Annotated in this window: 14 protein-coding genes and 1 tRNA gene; 7 read left to right on the top strand and 8 right to left on the bottom strand. The window is 65.2% G+C overall.

The features are described 5' to 3' along the window. Window positions 1-137 precede the first annotated feature (137 nt). Complete coding sequence (locus IGS74_RS00250; RefSeq protein ID WP_192388637.1) at window positions 138-1148, top strand: GSU2403 family nucleotidyltransferase fold protein; 1011 nt, start codon at window positions 138-140, stop codon at window positions 1146-1148. A 129-nt stretch (window positions 1149-1277) separates the two neighbouring features. Here the strand turns inward: IGS74_RS00250 and IGS74_RS00245 are convergent. Beyond that, a tRNA-Gly gene (locus tag IGS74_RS00245) sits at window positions 1278-1352 on the bottom strand. A 44-nt stretch (window positions 1353-1396) separates the two neighbouring features. On the opposite strand from IGS74_RS00245, the gene IGS74_RS00240 reads away from it, so the two are divergent. The 4 genes from IGS74_RS00240 (at window position 1397) to IGS74_RS00225 (ending at window position 4033) form a co-directional block, all read left to right on the top strand. Further along, complete coding sequence (locus IGS74_RS00240) at window positions 1397-2128, top strand: prolyl-tRNA synthetase associated domain-containing protein (RefSeq protein WP_192388635.1); 732 nt, start codon at window positions 1397-1399, stop codon at window positions 2126-2128. Beyond that, on the top strand, window positions 2125-3099 hold the full coding sequence (gene trxA / locus IGS74_RS00235; RefSeq protein ID WP_039196026.1) for a thioredoxin: 975 nt from the start codon (window positions 2125-2127) through the stop codon (window positions 3097-3099). Before IGS74_RS00240 ends, trxA begins: the two co-directional genes overlap by 4 nt. A 107-nt stretch (window positions 3100-3206) precedes the next feature. Then, entirely contained in the window at window positions 3207-3845 is a 639-nt protein-coding gene (locus IGS74_RS00230) for an LON peptidase substrate-binding domain-containing protein (RefSeq protein WP_192391277.1), read from the top strand. Beyond that, entirely contained in the window at window positions 3842-4033 is a 192-nt protein-coding gene (locus tag IGS74_RS00225) for a Trm112 family protein (RefSeq protein WP_192388633.1), read from the top strand. Before IGS74_RS00230 ends, IGS74_RS00225 begins: the two co-directional genes overlap by 4 nt. A gap of 16 nt (window positions 4034-4049) precedes the next feature. On the opposite strand, the gene cysN is transcribed toward IGS74_RS00225, so the two are convergent. From cysN to IGS74_RS00190, 7 genes are all read right to left on the bottom strand, one after another. Beyond that, window positions 4050-5645 carry a sulfate adenylyltransferase subunit CysN gene (cysN, locus tag IGS74_RS00220; protein WP_192388631.1) on the bottom strand — a complete coding sequence of 532 codons (1596 nt, stop codon included), beginning with the start codon at window positions 5643-5645 and terminating at the stop codon, window positions 4050-4052. After that, a complete protein-coding gene (gene cysD / locus IGS74_RS00215) occupies window positions 5645-6631 on the bottom strand; it encodes a sulfate adenylyltransferase subunit CysD (RefSeq protein WP_192391276.1) in 987 nt (328 codons plus the stop codon). The genes cysN and cysD overlap by 1 nt, the downstream gene beginning before the upstream one ends. Next, window positions 6570-7343, bottom strand: coding sequence for a phosphoadenylyl-sulfate reductase (locus IGS74_RS00210; protein ID WP_192388629.1), 774 nt, complete (start codon window positions 7341-7343; stop codon window positions 6570-6572). Before IGS74_RS00210 ends, cysD begins: the two co-directional genes overlap by 62 nt. A 3-nt stretch (window positions 7344-7346) precedes the next feature. After that, a complete protein-coding gene (locus IGS74_RS00205; RefSeq protein WP_192388627.1) occupies window positions 7347-7859 on the bottom strand; it encodes a DUF934 domain-containing protein in 513 nt (170 codons plus the stop codon). After that, on the bottom strand, window positions 7856-9544 hold the full coding sequence (locus tag IGS74_RS00200; protein ID WP_192388625.1) for a nitrite/sulfite reductase: 1689 nt from the start codon (window positions 9542-9544) through the stop codon (window positions 7856-7858). Before IGS74_RS00200 ends, IGS74_RS00205 begins: the two co-directional genes overlap by 4 nt. 5 nt (window positions 9545-9549) lie before the next feature. Beyond that, complete coding sequence (locus tag IGS74_RS00195; protein WP_192388623.1) at window positions 9550-9903, bottom strand: DUF2849 domain-containing protein; 354 nt, start codon at window positions 9901-9903, stop codon at window positions 9550-9552. Between the two features lie 145 nt (window positions 9904-10048). Beyond that, on the bottom strand, window positions 10049-11278 hold the full coding sequence (locus IGS74_RS00190; RefSeq protein WP_192388621.1) for a ubiquinone biosynthesis hydroxylase: 1230 nt from the start codon (window positions 11276-11278) through the stop codon (window positions 10049-10051). A gap of 61 nt (window positions 11279-11339) precedes the next feature. Here IGS74_RS00190 and tesB point away from each other — a divergent pair, with 61 nt between their 5' ends. Both tesB and IGS74_RS00180 read left to right on the top strand, forming a co-directional pair. After that, window positions 11340-12209 carry an acyl-CoA thioesterase II gene (tesB, locus tag IGS74_RS00185; protein WP_192391275.1) on the top strand — a complete coding sequence of 290 codons (870 nt, stop codon included), beginning with the start codon at window positions 11340-11342 and terminating at the stop codon, window positions 12207-12209. 242 nt (window positions 12210-12451) lie between these two features. Then, window positions 12452-12790, top strand: a complete 339-nt coding sequence (locus IGS74_RS00180) for a P-II family nitrogen regulator (protein WP_192388619.1) — start codon at window positions 12452-12454, stop codon at window positions 12788-12790. The last annotated feature ends 24 nt before the right edge of the window (window positions 12791-12814 follow it).

The raw sequence follows: 12814 nt of genomic DNA, 5'->3' as shown, positions 1-12814 counted from the left end.
TGGTATTTCGCTTACGGTGTGCGGACGCATCTGCATGCATCGGAACAAGATCATTATTGCCGTTCAGGACCAACCTGCCTAGCAATTTAGGTTTTTGATAGGCATACTGTGCCAAGCAAAAACTGGAAACGATAGGCATGATCCCACTCAGCAGCGTCGCGATGAGCGCCTATACCGATTTGGTGCGGCTTCTGAAGGACGACGCGGTGTCGGGTGTCGAGGGAAAGCCAAGCCTGAAACAGCGTGGCGAAAAGGCTTACTGGTATGCTGCGCGCCGCGTTGGATCAGCGATGCGCTTCTTCTACATCGGTGAAGACGGCGACGAAACCCGTGCGCGGGTCGACCGCATCGAGGCGCTGCGTGCGACAGCGAAGGAGCGGCAATCCGAGCGATCGCGGCTGGTGCGCCTGCTGCGGGCGGAAGGCATGACACCGACCGACCGGGCGACGGGCTCCATCCTGTCCGCCATGGCAGATGCGGGGACGTTTCGGTTGGGCGGCACCATTGTCGGCACGAATGCATTCCGCCTGTACGAAGGCGAGCTTGGCATGCGCCTCCCCTTGGGCGGGATGGCAAACACCGGCGACATCGACATCGCCCAATTCGAGAAGCTCAGCGTCGCTCTGGAGGATCAGGTCGACCCGAGCCTGGCAGCAACGTTCTCGGCGCTGAAATTTGACCCCCTGCCGGGGCTTGATCGAAGTCGCACGTGGCGTTGGACCCAGGGCGGCAGCGGCCAACTGGTGGAGTTCCTGACGCCGGCGTTCGGTGAGGAAACAATACGAGATCTGCCCGCCCTAGGCGTCAGTGCGCAGGCACTGAACTACCTCAATTTCCTGATCGCCGAACCGATCCACGCAGCAGCCATCTATAGATCCGGCGTTCTGGTGCAGGTGCCACGCCCCGAGAGATACGCGATACACAAGCTGGTTATCGCCGATCGCCGGCGCGATGGTGCAGGTAGCTTGAAAGCGTCGAAAGACCGCGAGCAGGCCGCGTTCCTGATCGAGGCATTGGCGCAAGACCGACCCGACGACCTGCGCCGAGCCTATGTCACCGCAATGGATGTAGGCCCTCGCTGGCGCGAACACATAACGAAGTCACTGAAGCGAATGCGTGAAACGATGAAAATCCTCGACGGTATCTAGCGGCGAACGTCGTGGAGTCGATCAGCACGATCAGGCTGCTGCGATGACCGACATTATGATTACGGTGAAGGCCAACTTGCTCGCGGCGATCACTGTCATATCGATGTCTTCGGGCTGTAAATGGAAAACTGGAGCGGGCGAAGGGATTCGAACCCTCGACCCCAACCTTGGCAAGGTTGTGCTCTACCCCTGAGCTACACCCGCCCGCTCCTCCGTGCGGCGCCACCGGCGCCTCGGATGGGCGCTATATGGCCGAAGCTTCGTGCGATTGCAACAGGGAAATTTCAGGCTGTGCGCAAAAGCCGGAAGGCTTTCCGCATCTCCGGGCGCCGCGGCCCTTTCGGAGCGGTGGCAAAGGTTCTAAGTCAAGGCGACCAGTAGCCGTGCCGCGAAAGGAAGCCCAGGTGGACGACGCGCAAACCCCCGATCCCTCGGACGAAGCGGCCGAGCGGAACCGCGCCGGTGCGTTATTCAGCTACCTCGATTCGCTGGGCATCGAAACGCGGACGACCTGGCATCCGGCGGTCTTTACCGTCGAGGCCAGCAGCGGCGTCACCGGCTCCATCCCCGGAGCGCACACCAAGAACCTCTTCCTGAAGGACAAGAAGGGGCGCATCTTCCTGGTCGTCGCGCTGCAGGAAACCGAGGTCGCGCTGAAGAGCCTGCATCAGCGAATCGGCGGGCAGGGCCGTCTTTCCTTCGCCGACGCGGAGCGGATGGAACGGTTGCTGGGCGTCTATCCCGGCGCCGTCACCGCTTTTGGCGTGATGAACGACACCGGTGGCGAAGTCCGGCTGGTGGTCGATGCCGCCCTGCAGGATCATGAAATCATCAACGCACATCCCTTGACGAATACCGGAACGACCAGCATTTCCCGGGGCGATTTGATGCGCTTCTTTGCCGCGACGGGCCACGATCCCCTGATCGTGAATCTCGAGGCGGACGAGACAGGCGACAGCGAGGAAGGGTCCAACCCATGAGCAACAATCCGTACGAGACGTCCTTCGGCTACGGCGCGCAGACGACGACGCCGGCAGCATCGCCCTCGCTTTCGGCCGGCGGCTCCGTGGCGGGTGCCGCAGGCGGCGCCCTGATCAAGGATACGACCACGGCATCCTTTGCCGCCGATGTCGTGCGCGAATCGCGCAACCAGCCCGTCCTGGTGGATTTCTGGGCTCCCTGGTGCGGGCCCTGCAAGCAGCTGACGCCGATTCTGGAGCGCGCGGTCACCGCCGCCGGGGGACGGGTGAAGCTCGTGAAGATGAATATCGACGAGCACCCCTCCATCGCCGGCCAACTCGGCATCCAGTCGATTCCCGCCGTCTTCGCCTTCGTCAACGGGCAACCGGTGGACGGCTTCATGGGCGCTCTGCCGGAAGGGGAAATCAAGGCCTTCATCGACAGGCTCGGCGGCGAGCCGCAGGACCCTGTGGCCGATGCCCTCGCCAAGGCGGGCGAGCTTCTCGCCGCCGGCGACGCTTCGGCGGCCGCCCAGCTGTTCGGTGCGGTGCTGCAGCACGACCCCGAAAACCTCAAGGCCGCCGCCGGCCTGGCCGAATGCTACCTTGCCGCGGACGATATCGAGCATGCCCGCGCCATCCTCGACCAGTTGCCCCCGGAGGCGCTCGAAGACCCTGCCTTCGCCACGGTGCGGACGCGGCTGAAACTGGCCGACGAAATCGCCGAGCTCGGAGATGCCGCGGCGCTGCAGGCGCGGCTGGACGCAGACCCGGACGATCATCAGGCGCGTTTCGACCTGGCGCTGATCGCCAATGCCAAGGGCGATCGCCAGACGGCGGCGTCGCTTCTGCTGGACATCATCAAGCGCGACCGCGCCTTCGACGACGATGGCGCGCGCCGCAAGCTGCTCGAATTCTTCGACGTATGGGGCAGCAAGGATCCGGCGACGCGCGATGCGCGCCGCCGCCTATCATCGCTCCTGTTCTCTTGAGCGGCGGGCCGCCCGCGCCATATCCGTGGTCCGGCGGCCTCACCGTAGGGAAAGCGAAAGGCAAGGGCTTGGGACAGGCAGGAAACGTGAACTACACGAACGGCGACATGGTACCGGAGACGGTCCCCGTGTTTCCGCTGGAGGGTGCCTTGCTGCTTCCCGGCGGACAGATGCCGCTGAACATTTTCGAGCCGCGTTACCTTGCCATGATCGACGACGTGATGGCCGCCGACCGCGTGATCGGCATGATCCAGCCCCGGCTGGACGGCAGCCGCAATCCAGGCGGCGATTCGGAGCTGTCGGCCATTGGATGCCTTGGCCGTCTCACCTCCCTTACGGAGACGGGCGACGGGCGCTATCTCGTCACCCTGCAGGGTATCTGCCGCTTCCGGATCGTGCACGAGAAGCGAACCGCGAAACCGTACCGGATCTGCGATGTGTCGATCTTCGTCGCCGATCTCGACCTCAGCGCGGGCGCCGACGAGGTGAATCGCGACGGACTCTTGAAATCGTTCCGCGATTATCTCGAAGCGAACCAGCTCGAGGCGGATTGGGAAAGCGTCACCCGCGCCTCCAACGAAACGCTCGTCAACGCACTGTCCATGATGTCGCCCTACGGACCCGCCGAGAAACAGGCGCTCCTGGAAGCGCCCGATCTTCGGACGCGCGCGGAGACGCTGATCGCCATCACCGAAATCGCATTGGCGCGTGGCGGCGGCGAAGATGGCGGGGGAATCCTCCAATGAACGACGACGCGGCGATACGCCCCGATCCCAAGCTCCTGGAACTTCTCGTCTGTCCACTGACGAAGGGGCAGTTGATCTACGACAGCGAGCGCAACGAACTCGTCTCCCGCAAAGCCGGGCTCGCCTATCCCATTCGGGACGGCATCCCCATCATGCTGCCGTCCGAAGCCCGCATCCTGGATCGCTGATGCATCGCAGCGTCGGCTAGATGCCGGCGCCGTCACCGACATCCGACGGGTCCACCGGCTGTTCGGTCCGGATTTCCGGCGCCATGATCTGCCGCAGCAGCGGACGGATCAGGAAGTCGACCCCACCAAGGACAATCGCCGCCCAGAGCGGCAGGCCAAGGAGCAGGCCCGCGATGCCGATCAGCACCGCGGCAACCGCGCGATAGATCGTGATCTTGTCGCTCCACCAGGACGTCGGCGCGGCCTGCGGCCCGGTCGCCCCGGGCAAGGTCATTGCAGCATGCTCGGCCGGCAGCGCGGTGACGATGCCCAGCGCCACCGTCTCGTTGGTCAACGGGTCGATCAGGATGAAGGAGCCGAGATCGCGGCTTTCACTATATAGCGTTGCCACCAGCGCCTTATCCAGCCCGATGACCACCTTGCCGATCTCGTTCATCGACAGGGCATTGGCCGGCCGTGTCTGGAAGGTGTGGATGTCGACGGCCGCTTCCAGGCGGCGGATGGCCGCCGGCGACTGCGCGGTTCCGAGCCGCGCCACCAGACGGGTGCCGCTGACCAGGGGCCTGTCTGTCAGGGACAGGATCTGCGCCGAGAACTCGCTGCGGGCGGCGATCCTGTCGCCCGGCCGTACGAGGACGTCGCCACGCGATATGTCGATCTCGCGATCCAGCGTCAGCGTTACGGCCTCTCCGGCAAAGGCGCGCTCGACAGGTCCGTTTGCACCGTAGACCGTGTCGACTGTCGCCTCGCGCCCGCTGGGAAGGGCCAGGACACTTTCGCCGGGCCGCACGCCGCCGCTGGTGATCTGGCCGCAGAAGCCGCGAAAGTCGAGGTTGGGGCGGTTGACGTACTGGATAGGCAAGCGAAACGCATCGCCCTCGGCCAACCGCTCGGCCTCGACCGTTTCAAGACGTTCCAGAAGCGTCGGGCCTTGATACCAGGGCGTGTTGGCCGACGGCGCGATAAGGTTGTCGCCGTTCTTGGCCGACAAGGGGATGAAGCTGATATCGACGAAATCGAAGGCCGGCAGCAGCGCCCGGTAATCCGCCTCGATACGCCGGAACGTCGCCTCGTCGAAATCGACGAGATCCATCTTGTTGACGGCGACGATGACGGATCGAATGCCGACCATGGAGGTGATGAAGGAATGCCGCCGCGTCTGCGGCAGGATGCCCTTGCGCGCGTCCACCAGGATCACGGCGAGGTCGGCCTGGCTGGCGCCGGTGGCCATGTTGCGGGTGTACTGCTCGTGGCCCGGCGTATCGGCGATGATGAAGGCGCGCCGGGCGGTCGAGAAGTAGCGGTAGGCCACATCGATGGTTATGCCCTGCTCGCGCTCGGCGGAAAGGCCGTCCACCAGGAGCGCGAAGTCCAGCGTCTCGCCGGTCGTGCCGAATTTGCGCGAATCGCGCTCCAGCGCCTCCAACTGGTCGTCGAAGACCGAGTTGGTGTCGTAGAGCAGGCGGCCGATCAGCGTCGACTTGCCGTCGTCCACCGAGCCGCAGGTGATGAAGCGCAGCAGCGAGGCGGCCGGCGCGACCACCGGCGCCGGGGTCGATGCGGATTCGTCGAGTTCGGTTTCGGCCAGAGGAAGGCTACGCACGGCACTCATCAAAAATAACCTTCCTGCTTCTTTTCCTCCATCGAGGCTCCGCCGTCGCGATCGATGATGCGGCCCTGCCGCTCCGATGCGCGGGATCCGCGCATCTCGGCGATGATGGCGTCCAGCGATCCGGCCTCCGATTCCACTGCCCCCGTCAGCGGGTAGCAGCCGAGCGTGCGGAAGCGCACGGACAATTCCTCGACGCTTTCGCCGGGCTGCAGGGCCATGCGATCGTCGTCGCGCATGATCAGGGCCCCGTCGCGCCGGACGATGGGTCGCTTGGCCGCAAAATAGAGGGGAACCACAGGAATGTTCTCGAGCGCGATGTAGTCCCACACGTCGCTTTCGGTCCAGTTGGACAACGGAAAGACGCGGAAGCTTTCACCCTGCCTCTTGCGGGTGTTGTACAGCCGCCAAGGCTCCGGACGCTGGTTCTTGGCGTCCCAGCGGTGCTCGGCCGAGCGAAGCGAGAAGACGCGCTCCTTGGCGCGGCTCTTTTCCTCGTCGCGGCGGGCGCCGCCGAAGGCCGCGTCGAACCGGTATTTCGCCAGGGCCTGCTTGAGGCCCTCCGTCTTCATCACGTCGGTATGCACGCGCGAACCGCTGTCGAACGGATTGACCCCCGCCGCGACGCCGTCCTGGTTGATGTGGACGATCAGGTCCACTCCCAGTTCCGCAGCGCGCCTGTCGCGGAACTCGATCATCTCCCGGAACTTCCAGGTCGTGTCGACATGCAGCAGCGGGAAGGGCAGCTTGCCGGGGGCGAAGGCCTTCAGCGCAAGATGCAGCATCACGGCCGAATCCTTGCCGATGGAATAGAGCATCACCGGATTCTCGGTCGTGGCGACCGTCTCGCGGATGATGAAGATCGATTCCGCTTCCAGCTTCTGCAAATGGGTCAGGGGTGCCGTCATCTGTATCTCTTTGCCCTTCTCAGGCGCGTTCGAAGGCCGCGTCGCCCACTGCGCCGGGCCGCCGCTGCGGGGTGCCGGCATCGTCGACATGCAGGCCGCATTCCTTGCGGGTCTCGTCTTCCCACCACCAACGGCCGGCGCGTTCCGGCTCGCCTGGCCGCAACGCGCGGGTGCAGGGTGCGCAGCCGATGGACAGGAAACCCTGCGCGTGCAGCGCATTGACGGGCACATCGTGCCGCTCGGTGAACAGGCGGATATCCTCGCGCGTCCAGTCGAACAAAGGGTTGGCCTTGACGAGGCCGCGCGCCGCGTCGAAGGACACGAAGTCCAGCCGCTCCCGGTTGGGAGACTGGTCGCGCCTCAGGCCCGTAACCCAGGCGCCCGCCCCGTGCAGCGCGCGGCCCAAAGGCTCCACCTTGCGGACGCCGCAGCACGCCTTGCGCATGTCGGTGCCGAAATAGAACCCGTCGATCCCCTGGTCGTCCACCAGGGCCTCCAATGCGTCGGCCTGCGGATATTTCGCCTTGATACGGCGGCCATATCGCTCTTCCGTCTTCTGCCAGAGCGCATAGGTTTCCGGAAACAGGCGCCCCGTATCCAGCGTCACCACCTCGAAGGGGAGGGCGTTCTCGAAGATCAGATGCGTCAGCATCTGGTCTTCGATGCCGAGGCTGGTGGTGAAGACCCGCCTGCCGTCGACCGACCCGGCCAGGAGTGCGAGCCGCTCAAGCGGCGTCTTCCCGGCAAAGCCGGCGTCGAGGTCGGCCGCCAGCTCATTGGATGCGATGGCCATTGCTCAACCCCGCGCCTTCGCGGCAAGCCGCCTTTGCAGGATGCTGCTGTCGTGGCCGTAGCTCTGCTGGTAATGCAGCGTCACCACCTCGCGCGCTTCCTGCCACTGCTCGAGCGGCTGGCGTGCGGCCAGTTCGTCCGGCAGCTCCACCTCGTCGAAGCCGCAGGCCAGGATGTCGCGGAACTGGTCGGCGATCACCGGGCCGCGGGCCCGCAACGTGCCGGTGAAACCGGCCCGGCGCAGGCGCATGGCAATGGACAGGCCGCGCCCGTCGGAAAAGCTCGGAAAGGCGACGGCCACCAGCGCGACCCGATCCAGATAGGGCTGGATCGCCTGGATGCCGATGTGGTTTTCCACTACAAGTCCGATGTCGGCGTTGCGGCTATCGGCCAGCGCCGCGTCGATCACCGTCAGGGGTACGAGGATGGGGCCATCCGCCAGCGACAGACCGTCGACGGTCTCGACAGGGGTGAAACGATCGTCGCGCCGCCCATCCGCATTGATCAGGACGCTCATGCCGCTTCTCCCACGCCTGCTTCGCCGGCCACATAGGCCTGGAAGCGGCGCTTGAACGGGTCCAACCCCGTCCGCTTCACGGTGGCGATGAATTCCTCGCCCTCGAGACGTTCGCCGAAATAGGCGTCCACGATGGCCTCGATGGCGCCGGGCACCTGGTCCGCGTCGATGCCGGGGCCGAGGCGCTCGCCAAGTGCGGCGTTTTCCGTGGCGTCGCCGCCCAGCGTGATCTGGTAGTTTTCCTTGCCCGACTTCTCCAGGCCGAGAATGCCGATATGGCCGACATGGTGGTGGCCGCAGGCATTGATGCAGCCCGAAATCTTGATCTGCAGCGGGCCGATCGCCTGCTGGCGCTCGGGTGTGGCAAAGGTTTTCGAGATTTCCTGGGCTATGGGAATGGAGCGTGCCGTCGCCAGGGCGCAATAATCCAGGCCGGGGCAGGCGATGATGTCGGTGACCAGCCCGGCATTGGCCGTGGCGAGGCCCGCCTTTTCCAGCGCGGCATACACCTCCGGCACATCGTCCTGCCGCACATGCGGCAGCACCAGGTTCTGCGCATGGCTGACGCGCAATTCATCGAAGGAGTAGCGCTCCGCGATATCGGCGAAGGCCCGCATCTGCGCGTCGCTCATGTCGCCCGGCACGCCAGCGATGGGCTTCAACGATACGGTCAGCACAATGTAGCCCGGCTGGCGATGCGCAAAGCCGTTCTGCCGCACGAAAAGGTCCAGCCCGGCATCGGCGCGCCGCGCCGCCTCGAGCCGCTCGGAGCGCTCGGGCAGGGTCTCGTAGGCAGGGGGCGCGAAATAGGCGCCGATCCGCTCCAGCTCTTCCCGCGGGGCGTTCACCGTGGGGCCGTCGAGCTCGGCGTACTCGGCCTCGACGCGGGCGCGAAACTCCTCGGTGCCGATCTCGTGCACCAGGATCTTGACGCGCGCCTTGTACTTGTTGTCGCGCCGGCCTTCCGCGTTGTAGACGCGCATGACCGCTTCCAGATAGGCCAGCAATTCGTCCTTGGGCAGAAACTCGCGGATCACCTTGCCGATCATCGGCGTGCGGCCGAGCCCGCCGCCCACGACGATCTCGTAGCCCGTCTCGCCCGTCTGCGGATGGCGCAGGATCCGAATGCCGAGATCGTGCACCTTGATGGCGGCGCGGTCATGCTCGGCCCCGGTGACGGCCACCTTGAACTTGCGCGGCAGCCAGGAGAACTCCGGATGCAGGCTCGACCATTGGCGGATCAGCTCTGCGGTAACGCGAGGGTCCTCCACCTCGTCGGCGGCGACGCCGGCGAACTGGTCTGAGGTGACGTTGCGGATGCAATTGCCGCTGGTCTGGATGCAATGCATCTCCACATCGGCCAGGAGGCCGAGGATCTCGGGCACATCCTTCAGCTTGGGCCAGTTGAACTGCAGGTTCTGCCGCGTGGTGAAATGCGCATAGCCCTTGTCGAACCGCTCCGCGATAAGAGCCAGTTGCCGAAGCTGCCGTCCGTTGAGCGTGCCGTAGGGCACCGCGACGCGCAGCATGTAGGCATGCAACTGCAGGTAAAGCCCGTTCTTCAGGCGCAGCGGCTTGAACTCGTCTTCCGTCAGCGAGCCGTCGAGACGGCGGCCGACCTGTTCGGAAAACTCCGCAACGCGCTGGCGTACAAACTCGGCGTCGAATTCGTCGTAGCGGTACATCGGCCCTACCTCTGCTGCGCTGAAGGAAACTCGGCCTGCTTGCCGATCTCTGGATGGATGGACGGCCCCTTTTGCCGGATGGCCTCGCGGAAGTGGCTGGCGGCGGGAAACCCGTCCGCCTCGCGCTGGACGGCAACGAGATAGGGGTCGACGACAAGGTTGGCCTTGGCCGCCTCGGCTCCGCGCAGCAGGAGGGCCTCGGCGGCCTCCGCGTCATCGGCCACCAGCGCCTTGGCCGGATCGAAAGTCCATCCCGCGTCCGTCAGGAAGACGACTTCGCCATCGAGCAGATCGTTGGCGGACAGGACGACCGGCAGCTTTACGCCGTTGAACTTTCCGTCTGTCTTCTTGTCGGCCATGATGCGGAACCTCGTCTTCTGGTTCCGTTCTAATTAAGCCATGCGGCGCAAGGCTTCGCCGATGGGTGTTCCAATCACCGCCGCCGTGGAGAATGAATTTGTCGCCGATCGACGCTGCGCCGCAATCTGGTTCGGATAAGCCCTCTTACAACGCGTCGCCGCGCAGAAGCTTCGGGCCATCCGGCTCGCCGATGCCGGCGGCCTGCCCGATGAAATAGCGCTTCAGGGCGGGGGCCCGGTCGACAAGGGAAAGGCCGAGGTCGCGGATCGGGCGCAGCAGCCTGTTGTCGTTCGAGAACAGGCGGTTGAGGATGTCGGTGGTCACACCCATCCGCAGCGTGTCGAAGCGACGCCAGACCTGATAGCGCTCGAGCACGTCGAGGCTGCCGATGTCGAGGCCAAGGCGCGACGCGTCCACCACCGTCTCCGCCAGGGCGGCGGCATCCTTGTAGCCGTAATTGAGGCCCTGGCCCGCGATGGGGTGCAGGCCATGGGCCGAGTCGCCGACGAGGGCGAAACGCGGTCTGACGTAATCGCGCGCGAGGCGCAGGCCCAGCGGGAAGGCGCGGGGCTTCCCCTCGACGGTCAGGGCGCCGAGCTTCAGGCCGAAGCGGCGCTCCAGTTCCGCTTCGAAGACGAGCGGGTTGGCGGCAAGGAGGCGCTCCGCCTCACGCGTCGGTTCTGTCCATACCAGCGACGAGCGGTTGTCCGGCAGCGGCAGGATGGCAAACGGCCCGGACGGCAGGAAGTGCTCTTCCGCGCGGCCGTTGTGGGGCCTTTCGTGCCGGATGGTCGCGACGATGCCGGATTGGCGATAATCGTGAAATATCGTGCGGATGCCGGCCATGTCGCGCAGCCGCGAATTGACCCCGTCGGCGGCGATCACGAGCCGCGCCGTGACGAGCGAGCCGTCCGACAGTTCGACGCGGCGCACGCCCGCGGCCTCGCCCATGCCGGTGACGCCGACACCATAGCGAAGGTCTACGCCGAGTGCCGCCGCTTTGGCGCGCAGCGGCGCGGTCATGGCCGGGTTGGGCACCATATGGGCAAAGGGTTCGCCATCGCCGATCGCGCCGTCGAATGTCAGGAATACCGGTCGCACGGGGTCGGACAGGCGGGAATCGGTGACGATCATGTCGTTGATCGGCTGGGCTGCGGAGGCCATCTCCTGCCATACCCCGAGACGCTCCAGCATCCGGGAGGCGGCGGCGGCCACGGCCGAGGCACGCCCGGCACCCAGTCCGGCGGACTCCGGCGCGGCGTCGACGAGAAGGATGGACAGCCCCGGCGCATAGGAGCGAATGGCGAGCGCGGTGGTCAGGCCGACATAATTGCCTCCGGCGACGACGATGTCGAAAGCTTGCGTATCCTGCATGGGCGATTCACCTTACCTTCCGGACAAGTCCATGTAGAGCATCGCGGTACGGGATGGAATGATGCACGATTCGGTGGCGACCCTGCTTTCGACGCTCGACCTCGAGCCGCTCGAGGAAAACCTGTTCCGGGGCCGCAGTCCCGATATCGGCTGGCAGCGGGTATTCGGCGGCCAGGTCGTGGCGCAGGCGCTGGTGGCCGCACAGCGCAGCGTGGAACCCGGACGCCCGGTCCACTCGCTGCACGGGTACTTCATCCGCCCGGGCGATCCGAAACGCCCCATCGTCTACGAAGTCTCGCGCCTGCGGGACGGCGGCTCGTTTTCGACCCGCGTGGTGACCGGTGTCCAGCATGGTCAAGCCATCTTCACCTTGTCCGCGTCCTTCCAACGGGCAGAGGAGGGGCTGTCGCACCAGGTGCCGATGCCGGCCGTGCCGGGCCCCGAAGAGGTTCCGTACAAGGAACTGAACCGGCTTATTCTCTCGGACGCGCCGGAATCGGTGAAGCGCTACTGGCAGCGCCCGCGCCCGGTGGAATTCCGGCCGGTTTCGCTGGACCACTATCTGACCGCCAACAAGCTGCCGCCGCACCAGAACATCTGGGTGCGGCTGGTCGACGACATTGGCGACGAACCCGCTCTCAACGCAGCCGTCCTGGCGTACCTGTCGGATATGACCCTTCTCGATACCTCCCTGTTCGCCCATGGGCTTTCGGTCTTCGACCGGCGCATACAGGCCGCCAGCCTGGATCATGCAATGTGGTTCCACCGGCCTGTCCGCGTATCGGAGTGGATGCTGTACACACAGGATTCCCCGTCATCGTCCGGCGGGCGCGGCCTGACACGCGGCTCGCTGTTCACGACGGATGGCGTGCTGGTGGCTTCGGTGGCCCAGGAAGGGCTGATCCGGCCAATAAAGCAGCAAACTGCATAAACGCTACGCAATCTGTCCAACGCGCAGCCAGACCCCTCCGGGGCGACTGCCGCCAAATCAGGCTCCAAGTGGCCTGAGCATGGCGAAATCGCGGTAAAATCGCTGCTTCGCACAAGGCTGAGGCAGTTGGCACGAGTCTTGTTTCACCCACTGGCGTCATGAACCGGCGAGTGTCGGGGGACTGAACGCAAGCGCGGGCGTCGCCTTAATGCGGGGCTTTCGCCAGATACGTCGAGGTGAACATGAAAATCGTGATGGCGATCATCAAGCCATTCAAGCTGGACGAAGTCCGGGAGGCTTTGACCGCGGTGGGCATCCAGGGCCTGACCGTTACCGAGGTCAAGGGCTACGGGCGCCAGAAGGGCCATACGGAAATCTATCGCGGCACCGAATATGCCGTCAGCTTCCTGCCGAAACTGAAGGTCGAGATCGCGGTGGCAACCGACATGGTGCCGGCCGCTGTCGAGGCCATCGCCGCCGCCGCCAAGACCGGCCAGATCGGCGATGGAAAGATCTTCGTCTTCGGCATCGAGCAGGCCGTGCGCATCCGCACGGGCGAAACCGACGCCAACGCCCTCTAGAGCCCAAGGGTGCCGCCGGCCGGC

It is taken from the genome of Aureimonas sp. OT7, assembly GCF_014844055.1.
GTDB lineage: Bacteria > Pseudomonadota > Alphaproteobacteria > Rhizobiales > Rhizobiaceae > Aureimonas > Aureimonas altamirensis_A.
Note: the sequence above shows the minus strand (reverse complement) of the source record. Positions and strands in the feature narration are given on the sequence as shown.

What these genes read in the sequence shown, in the direction of transcription:
- IGS74_RS00250 (WP_192388637.1), top strand. Translation starts at nt 138, where the DNA reads ATGATCCCACTCAGCAGCGTCGCGATGAGCGCCTATACCGATTTGGTG.
- IGS74_RS00240 (WP_192388635.1), top strand. Translation starts at nt 1,397, where the DNA reads ATGGCCGAAGCTTCGTGCGATTGCAACAGGGAAATTTCAGGCTGTGCG.
- trxA (WP_039196026.1), top strand. Translation starts at nt 2,125, where the DNA reads ATGAGCAACAATCCGTACGAGACGTCCTTCGGCTACGGCGCGCAGACG.
- IGS74_RS00230 (WP_192391277.1), top strand. Translation starts at nt 3,207, where the DNA reads ATGGTACCGGAGACGGTCCCCGTGTTTCCGCTGGAGGGTGCCTTGCTG.
- IGS74_RS00225 (WP_192388633.1), top strand. Translation starts at nt 3,842, where the DNA reads ATGAACGACGACGCGGCGATACGCCCCGATCCCAAGCTCCTGGAACTT.
- cysN (WP_192388631.1), bottom strand. Translation starts at nt 5,645, where the DNA reads ATGAGTGCCGTGCGTAGCCTTCCTCTGGCCGAAACCGAACTCGACGAA.
- cysD (WP_192391276.1), bottom strand. Translation starts at nt 6,631, where the DNA reads ATGCCGGCACCCCGCAGCGGCGGCCCGGCGCAGTGGGCGACGCGGCCT.
- IGS74_RS00210 (WP_192388629.1), bottom strand. Translation starts at nt 7,343, where the DNA reads ATGGCCATCGCATCCAATGAGCTGGCGGCCGACCTCGACGCCGGCTTT.
- IGS74_RS00205 (WP_192388627.1), bottom strand. Translation starts at nt 7,859, where the DNA reads ATGAGCGTCCTGATCAATGCGGATGGGCGGCGCGACGATCGTTTCACC.
- IGS74_RS00200 (WP_192388625.1), bottom strand. Translation starts at nt 9,544, where the DNA reads ATGTACCGCTACGACGAATTCGACGCCGAGTTTGTACGCCAGCGCGTT.
- IGS74_RS00195 (WP_192388623.1), bottom strand. Translation starts at nt 9,903, where the DNA reads ATGGCCGACAAGAAGACAGACGGAAAGTTCAACGGCGTAAAGCTGCCG.
- IGS74_RS00190 (WP_192388621.1), bottom strand. Translation starts at nt 11,278, where the DNA reads ATGCAGGATACGCAAGCTTTCGACATCGTCGTCGCCGGAGGCAATTAT.
- tesB (WP_192391275.1), top strand. Translation starts at nt 11,340, where the DNA reads ATGCACGATTCGGTGGCGACCCTGCTTTCGACGCTCGACCTCGAGCCG.
- IGS74_RS00180 (WP_192388619.1), top strand. Translation starts at nt 12,452, where the DNA reads ATGAAAATCGTGATGGCGATCATCAAGCCATTCAAGCTGGACGAAGTC.